General features: G+C 73.2%; 17 protein-coding genes and 1 pseudogene. 10 read left to right on the plus strand and 8 right to left on the minus strand.

Translation table 11 applies throughout. The features are described 5' to 3' along the window. A pseudogene (locus J0670_RS01970) lies at positions 1 to 204 on the plus strand (hypothetical protein); the annotation flags it as partial. A 99-nt stretch (positions 205 to 303) separates the two neighbouring features. On the opposite strand, the gene J0670_RS01975 reads toward J0670_RS01970, so the two are convergent. The 5 genes from J0670_RS01975 to J0670_RS01995 all read right to left on the minus strand — a co-directional run bounded on the left by J0670_RS01975 (position 304) and on the right by J0670_RS01995 (position 6,555). Further along, positions 304 to 1,941 (minus strand): amidohydrolase, encoded by a 1,638-nt coding sequence (locus J0670_RS01975; protein ID WP_207808948.1) that lies wholly within the window; start codon positions 1,939 to 1,941, stop codon positions 304 to 306. 36 nt (positions 1,942 to 1,977) lie between these two features. Beyond that, a complete protein-coding gene (locus J0670_RS01980; protein WP_207808949.1) occupies positions 1,978 to 3,396 on the minus strand; it encodes an APC family permease in 1,419 nt (472 codons plus the stop codon). A 236-nt stretch (positions 3,397 to 3,632) separates the two neighbouring features. Continuing rightward, positions 3,633 to 4,463: an ABC transporter ATP-binding protein gene (locus J0670_RS01985; protein ID WP_207808950.1), complete on the minus strand. Its 831-nt coding sequence runs from the start codon at positions 4,461 to 4,463 to the stop codon at positions 3,633 to 3,635. Further along, positions 4,460 to 5,545, minus strand: coding sequence for an iron chelate uptake ABC transporter family permease subunit (locus J0670_RS01990; protein WP_207808951.1), 1,086 nt, complete (start codon positions 5,543 to 5,545; stop codon positions 4,460 to 4,462). Before J0670_RS01990 ends, J0670_RS01985 begins: the two co-directional genes overlap by 4 nt. Positions 5,546 to 5,556: 11 nt before the next feature. Further along, entirely contained in the window at positions 5,557 to 6,555 is a 999-nt protein-coding gene (locus tag J0670_RS01995) for an iron ABC transporter permease (protein ID WP_207808952.1), read from the minus strand. 90 nt (positions 6,556 to 6,645) lie between these two features. On the opposite strand from J0670_RS01995, the gene J0670_RS02000 reads away from it, so the two are divergent. From J0670_RS02000 to J0670_RS02010, 3 genes are all read left to right on the plus strand, one after another. Beyond that, positions 6,646 to 7,602, plus strand: a complete 957-nt coding sequence (locus J0670_RS02000; protein ID WP_207808953.1) for an ABC transporter substrate-binding protein — start codon at positions 6,646 to 6,648, stop codon at positions 7,600 to 7,602. Positions 7,603 to 7,819: 217 nt separating this feature from the next. Continuing rightward, positions 7,820 to 9,145, plus strand: a complete 1,326-nt coding sequence (locus J0670_RS02005) for a peptide ligase PGM1-related protein (RefSeq protein WP_207808954.1) — start codon at positions 7,820 to 7,822, stop codon at positions 9,143 to 9,145. Positions 9,146 to 9,153: 8 nt separating this feature from the next. Next, on the plus strand, positions 9,154 to 10,119 hold the full coding sequence (locus J0670_RS02010; protein WP_243436395.1) for a zinc-binding dehydrogenase: 966 nt from the start codon (positions 9,154 to 9,156) through the stop codon (positions 10,117 to 10,119). A gap of 51 nt (positions 10,120 to 10,170) precedes the next feature. Here J0670_RS02010 and J0670_RS02015 read toward each other — a convergent pair whose 3' ends face one another. From J0670_RS02015 to J0670_RS02025, 3 genes are read right to left on the minus strand one after another with little or no spacing between them, the layout of a single operon-like run. Continuing rightward, positions 10,171 to 10,701, minus strand: a complete 531-nt coding sequence (locus tag J0670_RS02015; RefSeq protein ID WP_207808955.1) for a MaoC family dehydratase — start codon at positions 10,699 to 10,701, stop codon at positions 10,171 to 10,173. A 19-nt stretch (positions 10,702 to 10,720) separates the two neighbouring features. After that, positions 10,721 to 11,956, minus strand: coding sequence for an aminotransferase class I/II-fold pyridoxal phosphate-dependent enzyme (locus tag J0670_RS02020; protein ID WP_207808956.1), 1,236 nt, complete (start codon positions 11,954 to 11,956; stop codon positions 10,721 to 10,723). Between the two features lie 2 nt (positions 11,957 to 11,958). Next, positions 11,959 to 12,873, minus strand: a complete 915-nt coding sequence (locus J0670_RS02025) for a CoA ester lyase (RefSeq protein WP_207808958.1) — start codon at positions 12,871 to 12,873, stop codon at positions 11,959 to 11,961. 264 nt (positions 12,874 to 13,137) lie between these two features. Here J0670_RS02025 and J0670_RS02030 point away from each other — a divergent pair, with 264 nt between their 5' ends. From J0670_RS02030 to J0670_RS02055, 6 genes are all read left to right on the plus strand, one after another. Further along, positions 13,138 to 14,910, plus strand: coding sequence for a hypothetical protein (locus tag J0670_RS02030; protein WP_207808959.1), 1,773 nt, complete (start codon positions 13,138 to 13,140; stop codon positions 14,908 to 14,910). A 392-nt stretch (positions 14,911 to 15,302) separates the two neighbouring features. Then, positions 15,303 to 16,382, plus strand: a complete 1,080-nt coding sequence (locus J0670_RS02035) for an inosamine-phosphate amidinotransferase 1 (protein WP_207808961.1) — start codon at positions 15,303 to 15,305, stop codon at positions 16,380 to 16,382. Positions 16,383 to 16,560: 178 nt separating this feature from the next. Then, the gene (locus tag J0670_RS02040; protein ID WP_207808962.1) at positions 16,561 to 18,603 is read left to right on the plus strand and encodes a carbamoyltransferase C-terminal domain-containing protein; all 2,043 of its coding nucleotides are present in this window, start codon (positions 16,561 to 16,563) and stop codon (positions 18,601 to 18,603) included. Positions 18,604 to 18,612: 9 nt separating this feature from the next. Continuing rightward, positions 18,613 to 19,533 carry a cyclopropane-fatty-acyl-phospholipid synthase family protein gene (locus J0670_RS02045; protein WP_207808964.1) on the plus strand — a complete coding sequence of 307 codons (921 nt, stop codon included), beginning with the start codon at positions 18,613 to 18,615 and terminating at the stop codon, positions 19,531 to 19,533. After that, a complete protein-coding gene (locus tag J0670_RS02050) occupies positions 19,530 to 20,969 on the plus strand; it encodes a cytochrome P450 (RefSeq protein WP_207808966.1) in 1,440 nt (479 codons plus the stop codon). Before J0670_RS02045 ends, J0670_RS02050 begins: the two co-directional genes overlap by 4 nt. Further along, on the plus strand, positions 20,954 to 21,796 hold the full coding sequence (locus J0670_RS02055) for a methyltransferase domain-containing protein (RefSeq protein ID WP_207808968.1): 843 nt from the start codon (positions 20,954 to 20,956) through the stop codon (positions 21,794 to 21,796). The genes J0670_RS02050 and J0670_RS02055 overlap by 16 nt, the downstream gene beginning before the upstream one ends. Positions 21,797 to 21,807 lie beyond the last annotated feature (11 nt).

Genomic DNA, 21,807 nt, shown 5'->3' on the forward strand with positions numbered 1-21,807 from the left:
GACCTGGAGGTCTGGCAGGCCTCCTACGCCCGGCTCGACGCCACCACCCACCCGAACATCGCCGCCACCGCCCGCCTGCTCACCGCCGACATGCCGCTCAGCGGCTACCCGTACGCGCTCGAACTCCTCCTCGACGCCGCCGAAGCCCGCCTCGCGCGGTTCGGCACGGTTCAGCCGAACTCCGCTCTCGAGCAGCTCGATTGACGAAGCGTCAGGCAGGCCCCAACCACCCTCCCGGGCGAACGGGGAAAGGCACCCGCCCCGCAAGCGGCCCGGGGCAGGTGCCTGGCTTCCGGCCGGCGGTCAGTCCGCCGAGTGGACCAACTCGCCGCCCACGTACGTCCGCAGCACCCGCGCCTCGGCGATCTCCTCCGCGGGCCCGGTGAGGATGTCGCGGTCGAGCACGACGAGGTCGGCCAGGTTCCCGGCCACCAGCGTCCCGGCGTCGTCATGGCCGTTCACGTGGGCGGTTCCGGCCGTGTAGGCGGCGATGGCGGAGGCGAGGTCCAGACGCTGCTCGGGGAGGAACACCCGGCCGTGCGTGGACCCCGGCTCCATACGGTTGACCGCCACGTGCAGGCCCTCCAGCGGGTCCGGGCTGCTCACCGGCCAGTCGCTGCCCGCCGCGAGGGTCGCGCCCGCGCGCTGGAGCGCGCCGAAGGGGTACTGCCAGCCGGCCCGCTCCGGGCCGAGGAAGGGGATGGTCAACTCGTCCATCTGCGGTTCGTGCGCCGCCCACAGCGGCTGGATGTTGGCGATCGCGCCGAGCCGGGCGAAGCGGTTCAGGTCGTCCGGGTGGACCACCTGGAGATGGGCGAGGTGGTGCCGGGTGTCGCGCCGGCCGTTGGCCTCGCGGGCCGCCTCGACGGCGTCCAGCGCCTCCCGGACGGCCCGGTCGCCGAGGGCGTGGAAGTGCACCTGGAAACCGAGCGCGTCCAGTTCGGTCACGTACGCACGCAGCGCGACCGGATCCACGAAGCTGAGGCCCGAGTTGGCGGTCGCGCAGCCGCAGCCGTCCAGGTAGGGGCTGGTCATCGCGGCGGTGAAGTTCTCCGCGATGCCGTCCTGCATGATCTTCACGGACCCGGCCCGGAACCGCCCGTGACTCAACTCGGCGCGCCGCCTGACGAGTTCGGGGATCTGCTCGGCGCCCCGCTCGCGGTCCCACCAGAGCGCCCCGGTGACCCTCGCCGTCAGCGCCCCGGAGCGGGCGGCGGCCAGGTAGGCGTCCGAGGGGTCGGGCTGGCCGTTGAACACGCCGAGCAGCGCGTCCTGCCAGCCGGTGATGCCGAGCGAGTGCAGCAGGCGCTGCGCCCGCAGCAGGCCGTCCAGCCGGTCGGCGGCCATGGCGGGCGGCACCAGCCGGGCCACCAGGGTGGTCGCCCCCTCCTGGAGGGTGCCGCTCGGCGTGCCGTCGGCCTCCCGTTCGATCCGGCCGTCGGCCGGGTCGGGGGTGTCGCGGGTGAGGCCGGCCAGTTCCAGGGCGCGGGTGTTGGCCCAGGCGCCGTGGTGGTCGCGGTTGGTGAGGTACACCGGCCGGTCGGGGACGACCGAGTCGAGCAGGTGCCGGGTCGGCAGCCCTCCGTCGAAGCTCTCCAGCGACCAGCCGCTGCCGGTGATCCACTCCTGGCCGGGGTTGGCCCCGGCGTAGGCGCGGATCCGCTCCAGGTAGTCGGCGACGCCGACCGTGCCGGTGAGGTCGCAGCCGGCCAGCTCGACGCCGCCGTAGACCGCGTGGACGTGCGCGTCCTGGAAGCCCGGCAGCAGCAGCTTGCCGGTGAGGTCCACGACCTCGGTCCGCGGCCCGATCAGCTCCCGGATCTCGTCGTGCCCCACGGCGGTGATCCGTTCGCCGGTCACGGCCAGGCCGGTGGCCCGGGTGCGGGCGGCGTCGCCGGTGTGGACGGGGCCGCGGGTGAAGACCAGATCGGCCTCGGTCATGGGTGGTGCTCCGTTCGTGCGTCGTACGGGAGTCGGTCAGTCGGCGGGGCGGAGGAAGTACGGCGACCGGCGCCGCCAGCGGGCCCAGGCCGCGGACGGGAGTCCGGTGACGATCATCAGCGCCACCACCGCCAGCTCGAACCACCCGTTGTCGGCGGCGAGTTCGAAGTGGTCGGTGGAGTCGTAGAAGGTCCAGGCCAGGTAGCCACCGACGGCGAGCAGCGCGGCCGCGCCGAGCAGTGGGCCGACCACGGCTCGCAGGCTCTGGAGCGGGTCGGTGCGCAGCAGGTGGCGGAAGCGGACGGCGGCCGCGATGGCGGTGAGCGCGTAGTAGAGCGCGACGATGATGCCGATCGCGTTGACGGCCGCCGAGATGAGGTCGTTGACGGTGGGGATGGCGATCGAGGCCAGCGCCAGGGCGACGGCGACGCCCGTGATCAGCAGGGTGCCGACGGCGGGGGTGGCGTGTCGGGGGTGGAGCCTGGTCCAGACCGGGCCGAGCACGCCGTCGCGGCCCATCGCGTACATCCCGCGCGCGGTGGGGATCACCGAGGACTGGAGCGAGGCCACGGCGGAGAACATCAGCGCGATCAACGGCAGTGCGGCCAGCGGCTGGTGGGCGAGTCTGGTGCCGAAGTAGGTCAGTCCGTGGGCGCCGTTGTCGGCCAGCTCGTCGAGCGGGAGCACCCGTTGGAAGGCGGTGCCGGCCAACAGGAAGAGCAGCATCATCACCACCAGGGCGATGAAGCCGCCCCGGGAGGCGTCGCGCGGGTCACGCACCTCCTCGCCGACGCTGAACACCGATTCGAAGCCCCAGTAGCAGAACACGGCCAGCACCATGCCCTGGGCCACCGCGCCGAAGGAGGGGATGTCGAAGGGGTTGTACCACTGGAGCGAGAACGGCTGGTCGCCGGCGAACAGCCCGTAGCCGCAGAAGCCGAGCAGCACCAGGTACTCGAAGACCAGCAGCGCCTTCTGAAGACGGGCGGCGAGGTCGAGCCCGCGCACCGCGACCAGCGCGGCGCCGATCAGGACCACGAGGCCGAGCAGGGTGCACTGAACGGTGGAGTCGGCGTCCAGGCGCAGGCCCGCGATGCTGCGCAGGTGCGCTTCGTCCAGGAGTTGGATGATCGCCGAGCCGGTGACGGTGGTGGTGTACGCCATGAACACCACCGTGCCGACGGTGTTCACCCAGCCGGTGAGGAAGCCCAGCCAGGGGTTGAGCGTCCGGCCGACCCAGCGGTAGCTGCTGCCGGCGTCCGGCTCGACCGCGTTCAGCCGCCCGTAGCCGCCCGCGATGGCGAGGACGGGCAGGAAGGCCAGCAGCATGATGGCGGGCAGATGGAGGCCGACGACGCCGGCCATCAGCCCCAGGCCGATGCCGATGCTGCTGGTGGCCGCCGTGCTGGAGGCGGCGATCGCCGCGCCGTCCAGCAGGCCGATGGACTTGTGCATGGTGGCGTGGCTCGCGCCTGCTCTCGGACCGCTGTCCGTGTCCTTCACCGTCGTTGCCAACGGATCACCGCCTTGGTCGTGGGGGTGGGGTGGGGGAAAGTGCGAGCCATGAAACCGGCGGCGCCGTTTCACGTCAATGCTGTTGTCATAAGCGAGTCCGCCGCGGGCCGATGGCCCGCGGCGGACGGTCGCACAGATCCCCGACCTGGCGGTTCAGGTCGTCCCGGCGGTTCAGGTCATCGGCCCGCCCCCGGGCGGGGGGCCAGGCCGACCGGGCAGACCACGGGCGTGCCGTGGACCGGATCGGTGAGGATCGCGCTCTCCACCCCGTACAGCTCGCGCACCAGCTCCGGGGTGACGATGTCCCGGGGCGCGCCCTGGGCCGCCACCCGGCCGTCGCGCATCGCGACCATGTGGTCGGCGTAGCGGCAGGCGGTGGTGAGGTCGTGCAGGACCAGGACGACGGTGCGGCCGCGCTCGGTCAGGCCGCGCACCATCTCCAGCACCTCCAGCGCGTGGCCCATGTCCAGCGCCGAGGTGGGTTCGTCCAGCATCAGGATGTCGGTGTCCTGGGCGACGGCCATCGCGATCCAGGCGCGCTGGCGCTGGCCGCCGGAGAGGGTGTCCAGCGGGCGGTCGGCCAGGTCGTGCAGGTCGGCGGCGGAGAGCGCGTGCTCCACGGCCTCGGCGTCGGCGGTGGACCACTGCCGCAGCAGGCCCTGGTGCGGCTGGCGGCCGTAGCGGACGAGGTCGCGCACGGTCAGCCCGTCCGGGGCGGTGGCGGACTGCGGCAGCAGGCCGATGATCCGGGCGATCGCCCGGGTGGGGAGCGAGGTGAGCGGCTTGCCGTCGAGCAGGACGGCGCCGGAGCGCGGGGCGATGGTCCGGGCCAGGCCGCCGAGCAGGGTGGACTTGCCGCAGCCGTTGGGGCCGACGATGACGGTCACCTGCCGGGCGGGCAGTTCGAGGTCGAGTTCGCGCACCACGATGGTGCGGTCGTGGCCGAGGGTGAGCGCGCTGGTCTCCAGCCGGTGCACGTCGTCGGTGGTCGCGGTACGGGCGGTCATGCGGTCCTCCGGGGGCGGGTGGTGAGCAGCAGCCAGAGCAGGTAGGGGCCGCCCACGACGGCGGTGACCAGGCCGGCCGGCACCTCCAGCGGCGACAGGGCGGTACGGCCGATCAGGTCGGCGAGCAGGGTGAAGGCGGCTCCGGCGACGGCCGAGGTGAGCACCGGCACCGAGCGCGGTCCGGCGATGCGGCGGGCGGCCTCGGGGGCGGCGAGCGCGATCATGCCGAGCGGTCCGGCGACGGCCACGGCGAGGCCCGAGCAGACCACGGCGACCAGCAGCACGGCGACGCGCAGCCCGCGGACCCGGACGCCCAGGCCGGTGGCGACGGCGTCGGAGAAGCGCAGCAGCGACAGCCGGCGGCCGAGCAGCATGCCGGCGGGCAGGCAGACCAGCAGGCCGAGTTGCAGGTAGGTCACGGCGTCGGTGTCCCGGCCGTTGAGGGTGCCGACCGTCCAGGCGTAGGCGGCGTTGGCGGAGTCGACGGCGGCGCGCGAGAGCAGCAGGTTGGTCACCGCGCCGAAGACGGCGCCGATGCCCAGGCCCACCACCAGGAAGCGGTAGCCGTTGCGGCCGGCGCCGCCGCCGAGGGCGAAGGCGAGCGCGGCCGCGGTGGTGGCGCCGACCAGGGCGGCGGCGGAGGGCAGCAGCTGGGTGGCGGTGCCGGTGACGGAGGCGACGGCGAAGGCGGTGGCGCCGTTGTTGAAGCCGACGGTGTCCGGGGTGGCGAGCCGGTTCTGGGCGAGGGTCTGCATCAGGCAGCCCGCGACGCCCAGGGCGGCGCCGACGGCCAGTCCGGCCTCGGCTCGCGGCAGTCGCAGTTTCTCGACCAGCAGCACGTCGCGCGGCGTGCCGCTGCCGAAGGCCGCGCGCAGGGCGTCCACCGGGTTGAGCCGGGTCTCGCCGACGGCCAGGCAGACGGCGGTCACGACGACCACGACGGCCAGCAGGGCGGCGCAACCGAGCAGCGGGCGCACCGGGACGAGCACCGAGCGGCCGCCGAGGGCGATCAGCCGGGTGCCGGGCGGCACGGGCAGGGCCGGGGTCTTCACGGTGGGGGCGTTCACGGTGGGCGTCTTCACGGCGGGGGCGTTCACAGGGCGGGCATTCTGTGCGAGCGGACGACGGCGACCAGGACGGGGGCGCCGCACAGGGCGGTCATCACGCCGAGCGGCATCTCGTACGGGCGGGCGACCAGCCGGGAGGCCACGTCGGCGAGCAGCACGACGGCCGGGCCCAGCAGGGCGGACACCACGAGCAGTCGGCGCAGGTCTGGGCCGACCAACGCGCGTGCGGCGAAGGGCACGACCAGGCCGACGAAGGAGACCGGTCCGGCGATCGCGGTGGCGGCGCCGACCAGCAGGGCGACGGCGCCGACCGCGAGGGCGCGGGCGCGTCGGGGCTTGTGGCCGAGGCCGGTGGCGACGTCGTCGCCGAGGCTGAGCGCGGTCAGCGCGGGGCCGGCGGCCACGGCCAGCGCCAGACCGACCACCAGGACGGGCAGGACGGCGAGGAGTTGGTCGGTGCCGCGCCCGGCGACGGAGCCGATGGTCCAGAACCGGATCTCGTCGGCGGCCCGGGCGTCGGAGAGCAGCAGCACGGCGGTGGCGGCGTTCATCAGTCCGCTCAGGGCGGCGCCGGCGAGGACGAGTCGGACCGGGTCGTCGCCCGCGCCGCGCAGCCGGGCGGCGCCGAGGGCGAGCAGGCAGCCGGCGGCGGCGCCGAGCACGGCGACGTACGGGCCGACGCTCGCGGCGCTCGCGCCCAGCACGATGGCGACCACGACGGCGAAGGAGGCACCGGTGCTGACGCCGAGCAGGCCGGGTTCGGCCAGCGGGTTGCGGGCGGCGGCCTGGAGGACGGCGCCGGCGACGCCGAGGGCGAGGCCGACGGCGAGCGCGACGGCCGTCCGGGGGGCGCGCAGGTGGAAGACGGTGAACCGGGAGTCGGAGTCGCCGTCACCGAGCAGGGTGGCGAGGGCCCGTGACGGTCCCACGTCGCCCGCACCGAGCAGCAGGCTCGCCAGGACGGCGGCCAGCAGGATCGCGCCGGCGGGTATCAGTCCGCGCAGCAGTAGTGATCGGAACGTCACGCCGGGCCTTCCCATCAGGGCTTCGCCTATGGTTAGGCTAACCTCAGTAAATCGGTTCGTCCGTAAACTACCATTTCCCGGAGAAGATCCATGCTTGGCACCCGCTTTACCAAGACCCTGCTCGGTGCGGCCGTCGTCGGCGCCCTTTCCCTGGGCCTGACGGCGTGCGGCTCCTCCGGGTCCAAGGACTCCGCGGGTGACGCCTCGTCGACCTCCGCCGCGAAGGGCGGCAAGCGCAGCATCGACACCGCGTTCGGCGCGGTGGAGGTCCCGGCCGAGGCCAAGCGGATCGTCGCCCTCGGCGACACCTCGCTGGACACCGCCCTCTCGCTCGGCTTCACCCCGGTCGGCACCAGCTCCAGCCGCGGCGGCACCACCGCTCCCGCCTACCTCAAGGCGGACGGCATCCCGCTGGTGGCCACCGTCAAGGAGCCCAACATCGAGGCCATCCTCAAGGCCGCTCCGGACCTGATCCTGGCCTCCTCGGGGATCGAGAAGTCCCAGTACGACCAGCTCTCGGCGGTGGCGCCGACCGTGGTGCCCAAGGCCGGTGACTGGCGCTCGGTGCTCGGTGTGTACGGCGACGCGCTGAACCACAAGGACGACCTGACGGCCAAGCTGGACGCCCTGGACAAGCGCGCCGCGAAGGCGGGCGAGGGCAAGAACGGCTCGGCCGTGGTGATGCGCTGGATGCCCAGCGGCCCGATCGTGATGAACACCACCAACATGCCGGGCGACCTGCTGAAGAAGGCCGGCGCCACCACCCTGCCGATCGCCGACGGCCTCGGCGCGCAGCCGCACTCCGACCCGCTGTCGCTGGAGAACCTCAACAAGGCGGACGCGGACCGGGTGTTCGTCGCCACCCTGAACGCCGAGGGCGAGAAGGCCCTGGAGACCGCCCGCAAGCAGGAGGCCTTCACCCGGCTCAAGGCGGTCGGCACCGACCAGGTGATGGGCGTCGACGGCCAGGTGTGGAGCAGCAGCTCCGGCCCGATCGCGGCCGAGAAGGTCGTCGAGGACATCGAGAAGGCCTTCGGCGCCAAGTAACGGCCCCGGACAGGACGGTTCCGCGCCCGCGAGGCCCGGGGGCGGAACCGTCGTCCCCTTCCGGCTCCTCGGCGATTGTTCGGCGTTTTTGTTCAATGACCGAGGGCCGAACCAGAACAACCCCGGTGCGCTACACCGGTGGCACACGCCACACGCGTGCCGCGACGGACCACCACGACGGCCGCCAACAGCGCCGGACACCGGGAGAGTTCACCACATGACGACGCTCTGCATCGGAAACAACCGCACCGAGGAGATGGTCGGGGACCTCACCGGCATGACACCGCTGGAACAGCGGTTCGCCGGCTGCGGGGCCCAGCGGATGCTCTGGTGGGCCGAGGACGGCGACATCCTGGTGCTGCCCTGGGGCCCCGACCCCGAGTACCTGGCGTACGTCACCGGACTGACCGGCGTCCGGGCCGAGAGCCTCACCTTCGTGGTGCCGCCGCCCGGCACCGAGGGCACCGAGATCCTCACCACCGACCGCCTGGCCGACCCGGCCTTCCGCGCCGAGCTGCGCCGGGTGCTGGAGGGCCGCACGCTCGACCGGGTGCTGGCCATCTCCCCGAACGGGGCGGTGGCCGAGCTGGCCGCCTCGCTCGGCGCCGAGCACGCGATGCCCGGCCACGCCTTCGCCGCGCAGGGCGGCAACGCGCTGGTCAACAGCAAGGCGGCGTTCCGGGCGGTGGCCGCCGGCGCCGGGGTGCCGATCCCCCCGGGGACGGTCGCCGGTTCGCCGGTCGAGGTGGAGGCCGCCATCGAGGGCCTGCTGGCCCAGGGCCACAGCGTGATGGTGAAGGTCGAGTACCAGGCCGGCGGCTTCGGCAACGAGATCCTCAGCCGGGACGAGCCGGTGACGGCGGCCGGAGCCGAGCGGGTGGTGCCGCTGGCGGACCGGGCCGCGGTGGCCGCGTACGTCGCCGAGCGGTGGGAGTGGCTGACCGGCGGGCGGGGCCAACGGGTCGTGGTGGAGCGGTTCTTCACCGACTCCGCGCCGCTGTACGCGCAGTTCTTCGTCCTCGACGAGGGGGTGGTGCTCTCCGGCTGCGGCGAGATGCTGATGCGGCCGGTGGTGGTCGGCGAGATCACTCCCCCGGTCACCCCGGACTCCGCTGCCCGGTCCGAACTCGTCGACCAGGGCGCCCGGTTGTGCGAGGCGCTGCGGGTGATCGGCTACCGGGGCACGGTCAGCGCGGACGCCGTGCTGACCCCCAAGGGCGAGATCTACTTCCACGAGACCAACGGGCGGCTCACCGGCTCCAGCCATCTGCACGACGCCCTCTTCGGCCGGCTGGTGCGCGAGGAGCACCGGGGCTCGCGGTACATCCTGGAGCTCGCCGGGCTCAAGGTGCCGTCCTTCGCGCAGGCGCTGGCGGCGATCGACCGCTCCGGGCTGGCCTTCGACCCGGCGAGCGGCACCGGTGTGGTGTTCAGCTGCGACTTCGCGCCCGCGGACGGCTCGGTGATGTACTGCGTGATCGCCGAGAGCCCCGACGCCGCCCGCGCCGCCGAGGCCCGGCTGCTCGCGCTCTTCGCAGGCTGAGCCCGGGCATGACCACGGGCACGATGCGCGCGGCGGTCATCCACCGCTACGGCGGCCCTGAGGAGTTCCGCACCGAGACGGTGCCCGAGCCGGCGGCCGGCCCCGGCCGGGTGCTGATCGACGTCACCCTGGCCGGGCTCAACTACGCGGACCTGCACTGCCGCACCGGCGAGTACGCGCGTTACCCGCTGCCCGCCGTGCTCGGCGCCGACGTCGTCGGGCGGCGGCGCGGGGACGGCCGGCGGGTCGCCGCGCTGCTGCGTTCCGGTGGCGGGTACGCCCAAGTGGCCTGCGCCGAAACGAGGTTCACGGTGGAGCTGCCGGACGGCGTGAGTGACGCGCAGGCGCTGGCGCTGCTGGAGCAGGGCACGACGGCCTACGGCGCGCTCGCCCTGTCGGGGCGGCTCCGGCCGGGCGAGTGCGTCGCGGTCACGGCCGCCGCCGGCGGGGTCGGGCACCTCGCGGTGCAGCTCGCCCGGGAGTTGGGCGCCGGCCGGGTGCTCGGGCTGGCCTCCACCCCGGCCAAGCGGGAGTTCGTCCGCTCGCTGGGCGCGGACGACGCGCTCGACCCGGCGGACCCCCGACTCGCCGAGCGGCTCGCGCGGGCGGGCGGGGTGGACCTGTTCGTGGACTCGGTCGGAGGCCCGTCGCTGCGGACCGGCCTGGCCGCGCTCGCCCCGTTCGGCCGGCTGCTGTCGGTCGGCGCCCGGGGCGGCCCCGAGGAGGCCTTCTCGGTGGACGAGTTGGCCGAGCGCTCCGCCGGGCTGCTGGCGTTCTGGCTGCAACAGGTGCTGGACGACCGGGTGCTGTTCACCGGCCTCGTCGGGCACCTGCTCCGGCTCGCCGGCGAGTGCCGGCTGGTCGCCCGGATCGACCGTACGGTGCCGCTGTCCGGGGTGGCCGACGCGCACCGGGCGCTGGCCGCCCGGGAGACCATGGGCAAGGTGCTGGTGGACGTCCGCCGGGAGGACTGAACGGCACGGGGCCCGGCACCGCGCGCGGCGGTGCCGGGCCCGTACCGATCCTCAGTACCCGGTGGCCTCGTCCAGCCCGTGCCCGCGCAGCGGGACGAGGAAGCTGCGCTCGAAGACCACCACGACCTCGCCGGTGGACTTCGTCCCGGTGGTGCGGCAGCTCACGATGCCCTGCCCCTCACGGCTCTTGGAGAGCCGCTTGGCGAGCGTCTCGGTCTCCGCGTACAGGGTGTCACCGGCGAACACCGGGCGGGTCATCCGGATGTTCTCCCAGCCCAGGTTGGCGGTGGTGCGCCCGCTGGTGGAGCGGGCGGTCATCCCGCCGACGATGCTGAGCGTCACCAGGCTGGAGACGATCGGTCGCCCCCAGGGGGTGTGCTCGCTGTAGGCGGCGTCGATGTGCAGCGGGGCGTCGTTCATGCTCAGCATGCTCATCAGCACGTTGTCGAGCTCGGTGACGGTCCGCCCGGGGCGGTGCTCGACCACCTCGCCGACCGTGAACTCCTCGTAGTACCGGCCGACCACCTCGCGGTAGCGGCGCTCGCCGATCCGGCGGTAGCCGGCGGCCTCCGTTCCGTCCATCACTCCGGCCCCCGGATTCCTAGAGATCAGCGGTGAGTTCCTTCACGTGCCCGGCGAACTCGCGGATCAGCGCCTCGTCCATGTCCGCGCGCATCATCAGCCGCAGCCCGGCCTCGCCCTTGGGCACGATCGGGAAGAACACCGCCGAGCTGTAGAAGCCGCGCTCGAAGAGCTGGGCGGACAGCTTGACCGCCCGCTCGGCGTCGCCGACGTCCACCCGGCGCACCGGCAGTCCGTTGCCCGCGAACGAGGTCGGCAGCAGTTCGTCGAACAGGTCGATGTTGCGGTTCAACTTCGCCTGGAGATCGCCGAGTTCCGGGGAGCGGTGGATCGCGGCGGCGCCCAGCGAGGCGCCGACCAGCGGCAGCGCGATGTTCTGCGACCAGCCCACCGGTCCGGCGTGCCGGTGCAGGAACTCGAACTGCTCGCGGTTGCCGAGCATGGCGATGCCGCCGCCGGTGCCGAAGCCCTTGCCGAGGCTCGACACGATGACGGTGAGCGGGTTCATCTCCAGCTTGGAGCGGACGAAGCCCTCGCCGCGCTCGCCCATGATGGACAGCGAGTGCGAGTCGTCGATGTAGAGGAACAGCCCGTAGCGGTCCTGGAGTTCGAGCAGGCCGTCGAGCGCCGCCGCGCCGCCCATCGAGTACGCGCCGTCGGCCACGTAGGCGACCCGCGGGTACTTGCGGCAGATGTCCTCCAGGTAGTCCAGGTCGTTGTGCGGGCAGGTCAGCACCATCGACTCGTCGGCGCAGATCGGCTTCACGTAGGCCATGCAGAAGTGGCAGAAGCGGTCGAAGACCATCACCCGGGGGCCGCCGCCGCCCTGGCAGGTGCCGTCCAGGTGGCCGGAGGCGACCAGCGGCAGGATGCCGGCGGTGAGCGCGGTGCAGGAGGCGCCGGGCAGGATGTGCGCGCCGAACAGCTCGCCCAGCTCCTCCTCCAGGCGCACCAGCAGGTTGTGCCGGATCCGGGTGGTCGAGGTGACCAGCCAGGTGCTGCGGGACTCGGCCAGCGCGTCCACCGCGCCGGCCGCGATCGTCGGGTGGTTGTTCAGCCCCAGGTAGGCGCAGGACACCATGTTGGCGAACTCGTGGCCGGTCTCGCGGACGATCAGCCGGTTGTTGGACTCCGAGTCCACCGTGATGCCGATCAGTCCGTTGGCGGCGGCGGCCTGCCAGACCGGGTCGGCGCTGGCCAGCATCGTCTCGGCGTTGCGGTAGCGGCGCGGGCCCAGAATCGTTTCTTCGGTCATCGTCACTTCTCCGTCGCGTGGTTCGGGGTGTCGTCGGACGCGTGGTGCCGGGTGCCTCCCGGCATGGGCGCGGGCCGGGGCGGGTCGAACTGCTCGATCAGGCGCTGCGAGGCCTCGAAGAAGGGCATGCCGACCATCACGCCGTCCACCACGGTGACCGACCGGCCGTTCTCCAGCCCCGCCGCGACCACCCGGCGGGCGCGCTCCAGCAGTTCCTCGTCCGGGCTGAACGTCTCGTTGATCAGCTCCAGTTGGCGCGGATGGACGGCGATCTTCCCGCTGAACCCGAGGTCCCGGGCGAGCCCGGCCTCGCGGCGCAGCCCGGCCAGGTCGGCGACCTCGAAGAACGGCGCGTCCATCGCCTCCACCTCGGCGGCGCGGGCGCTGTTGACCACCCGGCCGCGGGCGTGGGCCAGCGCCTCCCAGGTGAGCCGGGCGCCCACGGCGAAGGCGTAGTCGGCCGAGCCGAACACCAGCCCGCGTAGCCGGTGCCCGGCGGCCGCGATCGCGGGTGCGCGCTCGATGCCCAGCGGTGTCTCCACCACGGCCAGGAACTCCGTCTCCGGGCAGTCCGCGCCGAGCGCCCCGGCGGCGATCTCGATGTCCCGGGGGGACTCCGCCATCGGGATCAGCACGATGTCCGGCTTGACCCGGTACCGGGCGATCGCGATCAGGTCGCGCAGGCCGTCCGGCCCGGACAGCGTGTTGATGCGCACCGCGCTGCGCGCCAGTTTGGCGGACGGCAGCGCGAAGAACTCCTCGGCGAGCCGGCGGGCCTCCTCCTTCCGTGCGGGCGGGACGGAGTCCTCCAGGTCGACCATCGCGATGTCGGCCCCGGACTGGTGACTCTTGGTGTACCGCTCCACCGCCATCGCGGGTGTGGACAGCAGGGAACGGCAGTACCGCGTGAACTTCATGGATGTCTCCGAAGTCAGCGAAGGCTGCGGCTCCCGGTTCTATCCCACCCCAATTGTTCGACGCCGTGCGGCTGGACATTGAACATCAACTCGGAACAACCGACCCGTACGCCCCATTGTTCGGTACCAACCGCGCTGGGCATGATGAATCCCCGGGGGATGCGCACGAGACTCCCGTGGAACACGCGGACGCGGGGCCACGAGGGTGGTCAGGACACCACTTCAAGGAAGAAGGGGGCCGGAGTGCCGCGTCGGGAGAGTCCGTTGGACCCGGGAGACGGGCCGCTGCTGCGGTTCGCGGGCGATCTGAGAGCCCTACGGGAGCGGGCCGGAAGCCCGCCCTACCGCCAGCTCGCCTTACGGGCCCACTGTTCGGCGGCCAGTCTGTCGGTGGCCGCGGGCGGCCGGCGGCTGCCCAGCCTGGCCGTCACGATCGCCTATGTGCAGGCCTGCGGCGGGGACGTGCCGCAGTGGCAGCGCCGCTGGCAGCTGCTCGCCGCCGAACTGGCCGCCGAGAGCGCGCTCCGGAGGCGGGCCCAGGACGCCGGCCGGGCTCCGTACCCCGGCGGGGTGGCCTTCGAGGCCGCCGACACCGAGCGGTTCTTCGGGCGCGAGGCGCTGCTCGACCGGCTGGTCGGGCTGCTCGCCGAGCGGCGGCTGGTGGTGCTCACCGGGCCGTCAGGGGCGGGCAAGTCCTCGCTGGTCAGGGCGGGTCTGCTGGCCCGGCTGGACGCCTCGGCCGGGGCCGGCCGGGCCGCGCGGCGGGGCGCGGTCGCGGAGCGGGACGCCCAGGTGGGCGGCGGCGTGCCGGTGGCGCTGCTGACACCGGGCGAGCGGCCGATGGAGGCGTACGCGCTCGCGCTCGCCCGGCTCGGGCAGCGAGCCGGGGAGGCCACCGGTGACCCGGTCCTGGTGGTGGACCAGGGCGAGGAGCTGTGGACGAGGTGCCGCAGCGGCGCCGAGCGGGCGCGTTTCCTGACGGCGCTGGCGGCCCTCGCCGAGGGCGGTCCGGCCGGGGCCCCGGCCGGGCTGCCTGCGGGTGTGCCGACCCGCTGCCGGGTGGTGCTGGTGATCCGATCCGACCGCAGCGGGCCGCTGTTCGCCGAGCACCCGGAGCTGGCCGAGGCCGCCCGGCCCGGGGTGCTGACGGTGGGTCGCCCGGCGCCGGACGAGCTGCGGCGGGCGATCACCGAACCCGCGCTGCGGGCCGGCTGCACCGTCGAGGGCGCGCTGCTGGCCGTGCTGATCTCGACCGCCGCCCAGCAGCCGGGTGCCCTCCCGCTGCTGTCCGCGGCCCTGCTGGAGACCTGGCGGCGGCGCAGCGGCAACGCGCTCACCCTGGCGGGCTTCCAGGCCACCGGCGGCTTCGAGGGCGCGCTGGCCCGGACGGCGGAGGCCCTGTTCAACGGGCTGGACGCGACCGACCGGGTGCGGGCGAGGGCGGTGTTCCTGCGGCTCGCCGGGGAGTTGCTGCCCGGCGGGGAGGGTGCGTCCCGGGGCGCCCGGGCGCTGGAGTCCGGCGAGGCCGTCATCGGAGCGCTCACGGCCGGTGGCGACGACGGCGCCCGCAAGCCGGTCGGGCGGGCCGAGTTCGACGATCCCGGGGTGCCGGAGGTGCTGGAGCGCCTGGTCCGGGCCCGGCTGGTGGTGGTCGACCGGGGCACCGTCGAACTCTCCCACCACGCGCTGCCGCAGGCCTGGCCCCGGCTGCGGGACTGGCTGGCCGAGGACCGCGAGGTGCTCGCGGAGCACCGCCGGCTCACCGCGGCCGCGCGCAGCTGGTCCACCGCCGACCGCGACCCGGAACTGCTCTACCGGGGAGTCCGGTTGGACCAGCTCCGGCGCCGGGTGGCCGCGGGCGAGCTGGCCCCGGCCGGGGTCGAGCGGGCCTTCCTGGCGGCCTCGGCCCGGGCGGCCGCCGCCGACCGGCGCCGCACCCAGCTCCAGAACCTGGCCGTGGCGGGCTTCGCCGCGGCCGGCGGGGCGCTGCTGGCGCTCGCGGGCGGCAACCGGATCCGGCGGGCCCGGCGGTGGTGAAACCCGGGCACGCCGGCGCCGTTGATCGGCGCCGGGGCACGGGAGTTGAACAATCCGCGGACCGCTGAGCGTGCCGTCACCGGTATCGATCACGGTCCTTGCGCCGTCGTCTGGCGGGCGGGTAGCTTGACGATCGATCCCGGCCCGTCGAACCACCGTCGACTCGGCTGCCCGGCCGGTGATGTCCCGCTGATCCACCGCTGATCTCCCGCACGCCCCGGCCCGGCGGGAGCGGCCCGGGCGTTCCCGCCGGGCCGCTCCCGGTCGTGCGGCGCTCTCCCGGCCCCGCCGCGCTCCGCCGCCGTTCCCGTCGCCGCTCCCGTCGCCGTGTCCCCGGCCGCTGCGCCTCCGCAGCGGTCCGCCATTTCCTGATCCCGTGTCAAGGGGGAGTCATGTCCGATTCGGCCCGTCCGGTCCACAGCTGGGACGAGTTCACCACGCTGCGCGAGGTGGTGGTCGGCACCGCCGTGGGCGCCCGGCTGCCCGAGCAGTCCGAGCCGTCCTCGTGGCTGTCCTGCTTCCCGAAGACCAGCGCCGCCGACCTGGCCTCGATCAAGGTCGGCCCCTACTCCCAGCAGGTCGTCGAGGAGACCGAGGAGGACCTGGACGCGCTGGTGACCACCCTGCGCGGCCTGGGGGTGACCGTCCACCAGCCCGAGGTGATCGACCACTCGGCCGAGTTCTCCGCGCCGCGCTGGAAGGCCGACGGCGGCTTCCACTCCTACTGCCCGCGTGACCTCACCCTGGTGATCGGGGACACCGTGATCGAGGTGGCCAGCCCGATGCGGCAGCGCTACTTCGAGGTGTTCGGGCTGCGCGGCCTCTTCCAGGACTACCTGCGCCGCGGCGCGCGCTGGCTGGCCGCCCCCCGGCCGCAACTGAACGACGAGCTCTTCGAGTTCGACGAGGACGGGCTGCCGCTGCTGGGCGAGGCCGAGCCGGTCTTCGACGCCGCCAACGTGCTGCGCCTGGGCCGGGACGTGTTCTACCAGGTGTCCCGCAGCGGCAACGAACTCGGCCTCCGGTGGCTGGAGTCCACCCTCGGCCTGCTCGGCGACGGCGGCCTGCGGCTGCACCCGCTGCGCGACATCTACGGCTACACCCACATCGACAGCACCATCGCGCTGCTGCGGCCGGGCCTGGTGCTGCTCAACCCGGAGCGGGTCACGCCCGAGACCGTCCCGGAGCCGCTGCGCGGCTGGGACGTCCTGTGGTGCCCGCCCGCCGAGCCGTCCGGCGACGCCCCGGAGCACGCGCTCAGCGAGAGCTGGATCAGCATGAACCTGCTGATGGTCGGTCCGGACACGGCCATCGTCGAGTCCGGCCAGGAGAGCCTGATCAAGCTGCTGGAGCACGCCGGCATCACCGTCCTTCCGCACCGGCTGCGCCACTCCCGCGAGCTGGGCGGCGGCTTCCACTGCGTGACCCTGGACATCCGCCGCGACGGCGGGCTGGAGGACTACCTCTCCTGACCTCCGGGGAACGGCGCCGGTGGTCCCGCCCGCTCCGGGCCGGGACCACCGCGGGCCCACGACCGGGAGAATCGGAAATCATGCGGAATTCGCCGCCGATTCGGCTGGACGTGTGCCGCTGTCACCCTCCCCATCGCACCGGTTGCAGCGCCCCACGCCCCACATTACGTTGACGAACATGTTGACGATCGGACTGAACGGAAATTTCTCCCCCGAGAATTCCGATATCGTGCCAGGGCTTCGCGAATACATGTACCACGACGCGGCCGCCGCCCTGGTGCGGAACGGCGTCCTGATCGCGGCGGTCGAGGAAGAGCGCTTCAACCGGATCAAACACACCACGAAATTCCCGATCAACGCCGTTCGGGCCTGCCTCGACATCGCCGGGGTCGCTCCCGCCGACATCGACGCGGTCGGCTACTACTTTCCCGAGCAGTACCTGGACCTCATGCTCAACGGTCTCTACGTCGACAACCCCGCCGTGCCGCTCCGCTACTCGCGGCAGCTCATCAAGGACCGGCTGAAGGAGGGGCTGGGCTGGGAGCTCCCCGACGAGAAGCTGTTCTACGCGTCGCACCACCGCGCCCACGCCATGTCCGGCTTCGCCCGCTCGGGGATGGTCGAAGCACTCGTCGTCGTCCTCGACGGCATGGGAGAGGACTGTTCCGGAACCGTTTTCAGCGCCGCGGACGGCACGCTGGACCCGGTCACGAAGTTCGCCATGCACAAATCGCTGGGACTGCTCTACCTGAACGCCACCAGGCACCTCGGATTCCGTTTCGGCGACGAGTACAAGGTGATGGGCCTGGCACCGTACGGAGATCCCGCCGTCTACCGCCCGGTTTTCGAGTCGATGTACACGCTGGGCCCGAACGGCGACTACGAATTCTCGCCGTACGCGCTGGCCTTCGAATACGTCAGCAACACCTTCTTCGCCCACGGGCTGCCGCCCCGGCGCTCCTTCGACCCGGTGGAACAGCGCCACAAGGACTTCGCCGCCGGGCTCCAGGAGATGCTGGAGCGGATCGTCCTGCACGTGCTGAGGTACTGGAGCCTGTCCACCCGGCACACCCGACTGGTGTTCAGCGGGGGTGTCGCCCACAACTGCAGCCTCAACGGCGCCGTGCTCCGGTCGGGGTTCTTCTCCGAGGTGTTCGTGCACCCCGCCTCCCACGACGCCGGTACGGCGGAGGGTGCGGCCCTGCTGGCCCAGGAGTCGCTGTCCGGCACGGTGCGGCTCAAGGAGCGGCTGCGCAGCGCGAGCCTGGGGCCCGACCTGGGCGGCGCACGGGCGGTCGAGGAGAAGCTCGAAGCCTGGGGCCGGCTGGTCGAGTTCGAGCGGCCGGCGGACATCGTCGAGACGACGGCACGGCTGCTCGCCGAGGGCGCCGTGGTCGGGTGGGCCCAGGGCCGCTCCGAGTTCGGCCCGCGCGCGCTGGGCAACCGGAGCATCCTCGCCGACCCGCGGCCGGCGGAGAACCGGACCCGCATCAACGCGATGATCAAGAAGCGGGAGGGCTTCCGGCCCTTCGCGCCCATGGTCGTGCCCGAGGCCGCCGACCGGTACTTCGACCTGCCCGACACGGCCGCGAACTACGACTTCATGTCGTTCGTGGTGCGGGTGCGCCCCGAGCACCGGGAGGAGCTCGGCGCGGTCACCCACGTCGACGGCACCGCGAGGATCCAGATCGTCGCCCCGGAGGTGAACGAGCGCGTCCACCGCCTCGTCACCCGCTTCGGCGAGCTCACCGGCACCCCGGTCCTGCTGAACACGTCGATGAACAACAACGCCGAGCCGATCGTGCAGACCGTCGAGGACGCGTTGACCTGCCTGCTCACCACGGACCTCGACCGCCTGGTCGTCGAGGACTTCGTGGTGCGCCGGCGGCCCGACGTCCACCGCGCGCTCGACGGCCTCGTCCTGACCTTCCGGCCGGTCACGAAGCTGACCAGGACCACCCGGGCGGACCTCTCCGGCGAGCACGCCGTCGCCCACGAGATCTCCCTCGACCACGCCACCGGCCCGCGAGCCCCCGTGTCCCCCGAGCTCTTCGCGCTCCTGGAGCGGGCGGACGGCACCCGGACGGTCGGCTCGCTGGGCCGCGCCACCGTCCCCCTCACCGAACGGACCGGACTCGAACTGCACGCCCTGTGGCAGCAGCGCTTCTTCACCCTGACACCGGCCCCCGTTCCCCGGTCGGACCGCGGCCGGACTTCCTAAGGACATCGCATGCAGAACGCCGAGTACCTCCGGCTGGTACGAACGCCCGGGGGCCGGGAGGACCACTACGCCCGCGTCATCGACCGCTACTACGAACTGGTGACTCCGGTCTGCCGTGACGTGTGGTCGGACTCCTTCCACCTCACCTGGTTCGCCGAGGACCAGAGCCTGCACGAGGCGCAGCTGACGCTCCAGCACTGGTTGGCCGACGCGGGCGGGTTCACCGCCGACGACCGGCTGCTGGACGTCGGCTGCGGCATCGGCGGACCGGCCGCGGCGATCGCCCGGTACACCGGTGCCGAGGTGACGGGTGTCAACATCTGCGGCCACCAGGTCCGGCTCGCCCGCTCGCTGCACCGCGGCGGCGAGCTGGGCCGCCGGCTGACGTTCGTCGAGGCGGACGCGATGGCGCTGCCGTTCGGCGCCGCCGAGTTCGACGGCGTCTTCTCGATCGAGGCCCTCTGCTACGCGCCCGACAAGCACCACGCCTACGCGCAGATCGCCAAGGTGCTGCGTCCCGGCGGCGGGTTCGTCGGCGTCGACTGGTTCTGTGCCGACGGCCTCTCGGACGCGGACTACGCCCGGTGGGTGGAGCCGATGTGCGAGGGCTTCGCCATTCCGCACGTCATCCCGTTCGGTGCGCTCAAGGGGCACCTGGAGGCCGCGGGCTTCGAGGTCGAGTCGGTGTCCCGCTACGAGGACCACGGCGACATCGGCCCCAACTGGCAGCCCCACGAACCCGCCTCGGGACAGGCCGGCGGCGGGCATCCGGCCCTGGCCTCGGAGAGCGTCGAGACCCTGCTGGCGGGGTCGATGCCCGCGCTCCGCGACGGCATCGAGCAGGGGAAGATCGTCATGGGCTGCTGGGTCGCCCGCAAGCCGGGCGCCCGCACCGGACGGCACTGCGCGCGTACGGGCGCGCGGGCATGACGGGGGCAGGTGTCAGGGTCGGCCCGGCCCCGGGAGCCCTGCCGCTGCTCGGCCACGCGCTGCCGCTCGGCAGGCGGCCGCTCGACTTCCTGGCCTCGCTGCCGGCGCACGGCGACCTGGTCAGGATCAAGCTCGGGCCGGTGCCGTTCCACGTGCTCTGCGACCCGGACCTCGTCCACCAGGTCCTCGTCGACGACCGGACGTACGACAAGGGCGGCGCGATCTTCGACCTGGTGCGGACCGTGGCCGGGAACGGGCTGGCGACCTGTCCGCACCGGGACCACCGCCGCCAGCGCCGGCTGTTGCAGCCCGCCTTCCACCGCGACCGCCTCCCCGCCTACGCCAGGGTGATGTCCCTGGAGATCAGCGCGATGCTCCGGAGCTGGACGGACGGCCGCAGCCTCGACGTCCTGGCCACCATGAACGAGCTCACCGCGAGCCTCGCGACGCGCACGCTGTTCGCCGCCGAACTCGACGACGCGACCTTCGGCGAGCTTCGGCTGTGCATGCACGACGTCATGACCGGCATGATGCGCCGGATGCTGCTGCCCTGGACGGTGCTGAACCGGCTGCCGACCACGGGCAACCGCCGTTTCGTACGGGCCCGCCGGCGGCTGCGGCAGTACGTCGCCCAGCTCACCACCGACTACCGGCGCGCGGGCGTGGACCACGGCGACCTGCTCTCCATCCTGCTGGCCGTTCGCGACGACGACGGGCAGGGCCTGACCGAGGCGGAGATCCACGACCAGGTCTTCACCTTCTACCTCGGCGGCAGCGAGACCACCGCTCCCCTGCTCTCCTGGTCGCTGTACCTCCTCGGACGCCATCCCGCCGTGCGGGAGCGGCTCCACGAGGAGGTCGACGCCGTGCTCGCCGGGCGGATCGCCGAGCACGACGACATCCCGCGCCTGGGCCTGACGCGCCGGGTCATCATGGAGACGCTGCGCCTGTACCCGCCGGGCTGGCTGTTCACCAGGGTCACCACCAGGGCCACCGAGCTGGCGGGCCACCGCCTCCCGGCCGGCTCGATCGTCGTGTACAGCCCGCACATCGTGCACCACCGCGCCGACCTGTTCCCCGACCCCGAGCGCTTCGACCCCGACCGCTGGGGCGAGGACGCCGGCCGGCTCGCGCGCGGGGTGTTCACGCCCTTCGGCAGCGGTGCCCGCAAGTGCATCGGGGAGGTCTTCGCACTCACCGAGGCCACTCTCGCGCTGGCCTCGATCGTGGCCCGCTGGCAGCTCGACCCGCTGCCCGGCGCCCACACCCGCCTGCTGCCCCGGCTCTCCTCCACACCCCGGTCACTTCCCATGACCGTACGGAAGCGGCACCCGGGCGCCGCCGAGCGGAGCGTTCCGGCCCACGGCCGCACGGGGTCGAAGCCGTACGACGAACAAGGACAACCCCTGGAGGAGGAGAGATGGCAGACCTGGTGACAGCGTCGACCGTTCCCGTGGCCGAGGAGGTCGGGCGGATGTACGACCGCATGACCCTGCTCGCCGCCGACTTCCTGGAGGTCGAGGCGCAGCAGGGCTACAACGCGCACCTCGGCTACTGGGACACCCCGGAGAGCGGGCTCACGTACGACGAGGCCACGGACCGGCTCACCGACATCATGACGGAGCGCCTGCGGATCGGCTCCGGCGCCCGGGTGCTCGACGTCGGCTGCGGGGTCGGCGCCCCGGCGGTGCGGATCGCCCGTCTCAAGGGCGCGGAGGTGACGGGCATCTCGGTCAGCCGGGAGCAGGTCGACCGTGCCGAGGCGCTGGCGCGGGCCACGGCCCTCCAGGGCCGCGTCACCTTCCGGCGGGCGGACGCGATGCGGCTGCCGTTCGCCGACGACTCCTTCGACGCTGTCCTCGCGATCGAGTCGATGCCGCACATGCCCGACCGGGAGCAGGTCCTGCGGGAGACGGCCCGGGTGCTGCGCCCCGGAGGCAGGGTCGTGCTGACCGACTTCTACCGGAGGACGGCGCCCTCCCCCACCGTGCACCCGCTGCGGAAGACCATGGGGTCGACGACCGTGCCCCTCGACGACTACCCGGCGATCCTGCGGGCGTCGGGCCTGGAGTTCGTGGAGATGCTGGACATCACCGAGGAGACCGTGCCCCGGTCCTTCGCCCTCCTCGCGGAGCGCGCCGAGCGGATGGGCCTGGACCCGGAGAGCACCGAGGCCCAGTGCTACTTCAACCCGCAGTCCGTGATCGACGTCCACCTGCTCGGTTACCTCCTCGTCGTGGCCCGCCGCCCGCAGGGCGACTGAGACCCCGCGGA

It is taken from the genome of Streptomyces sp. FH025 (genome assembly GCF_017427025.1).
GTDB lineage: Bacteria > Actinomycetota > Actinomycetes > Streptomycetales > Streptomycetaceae > Kitasatospora.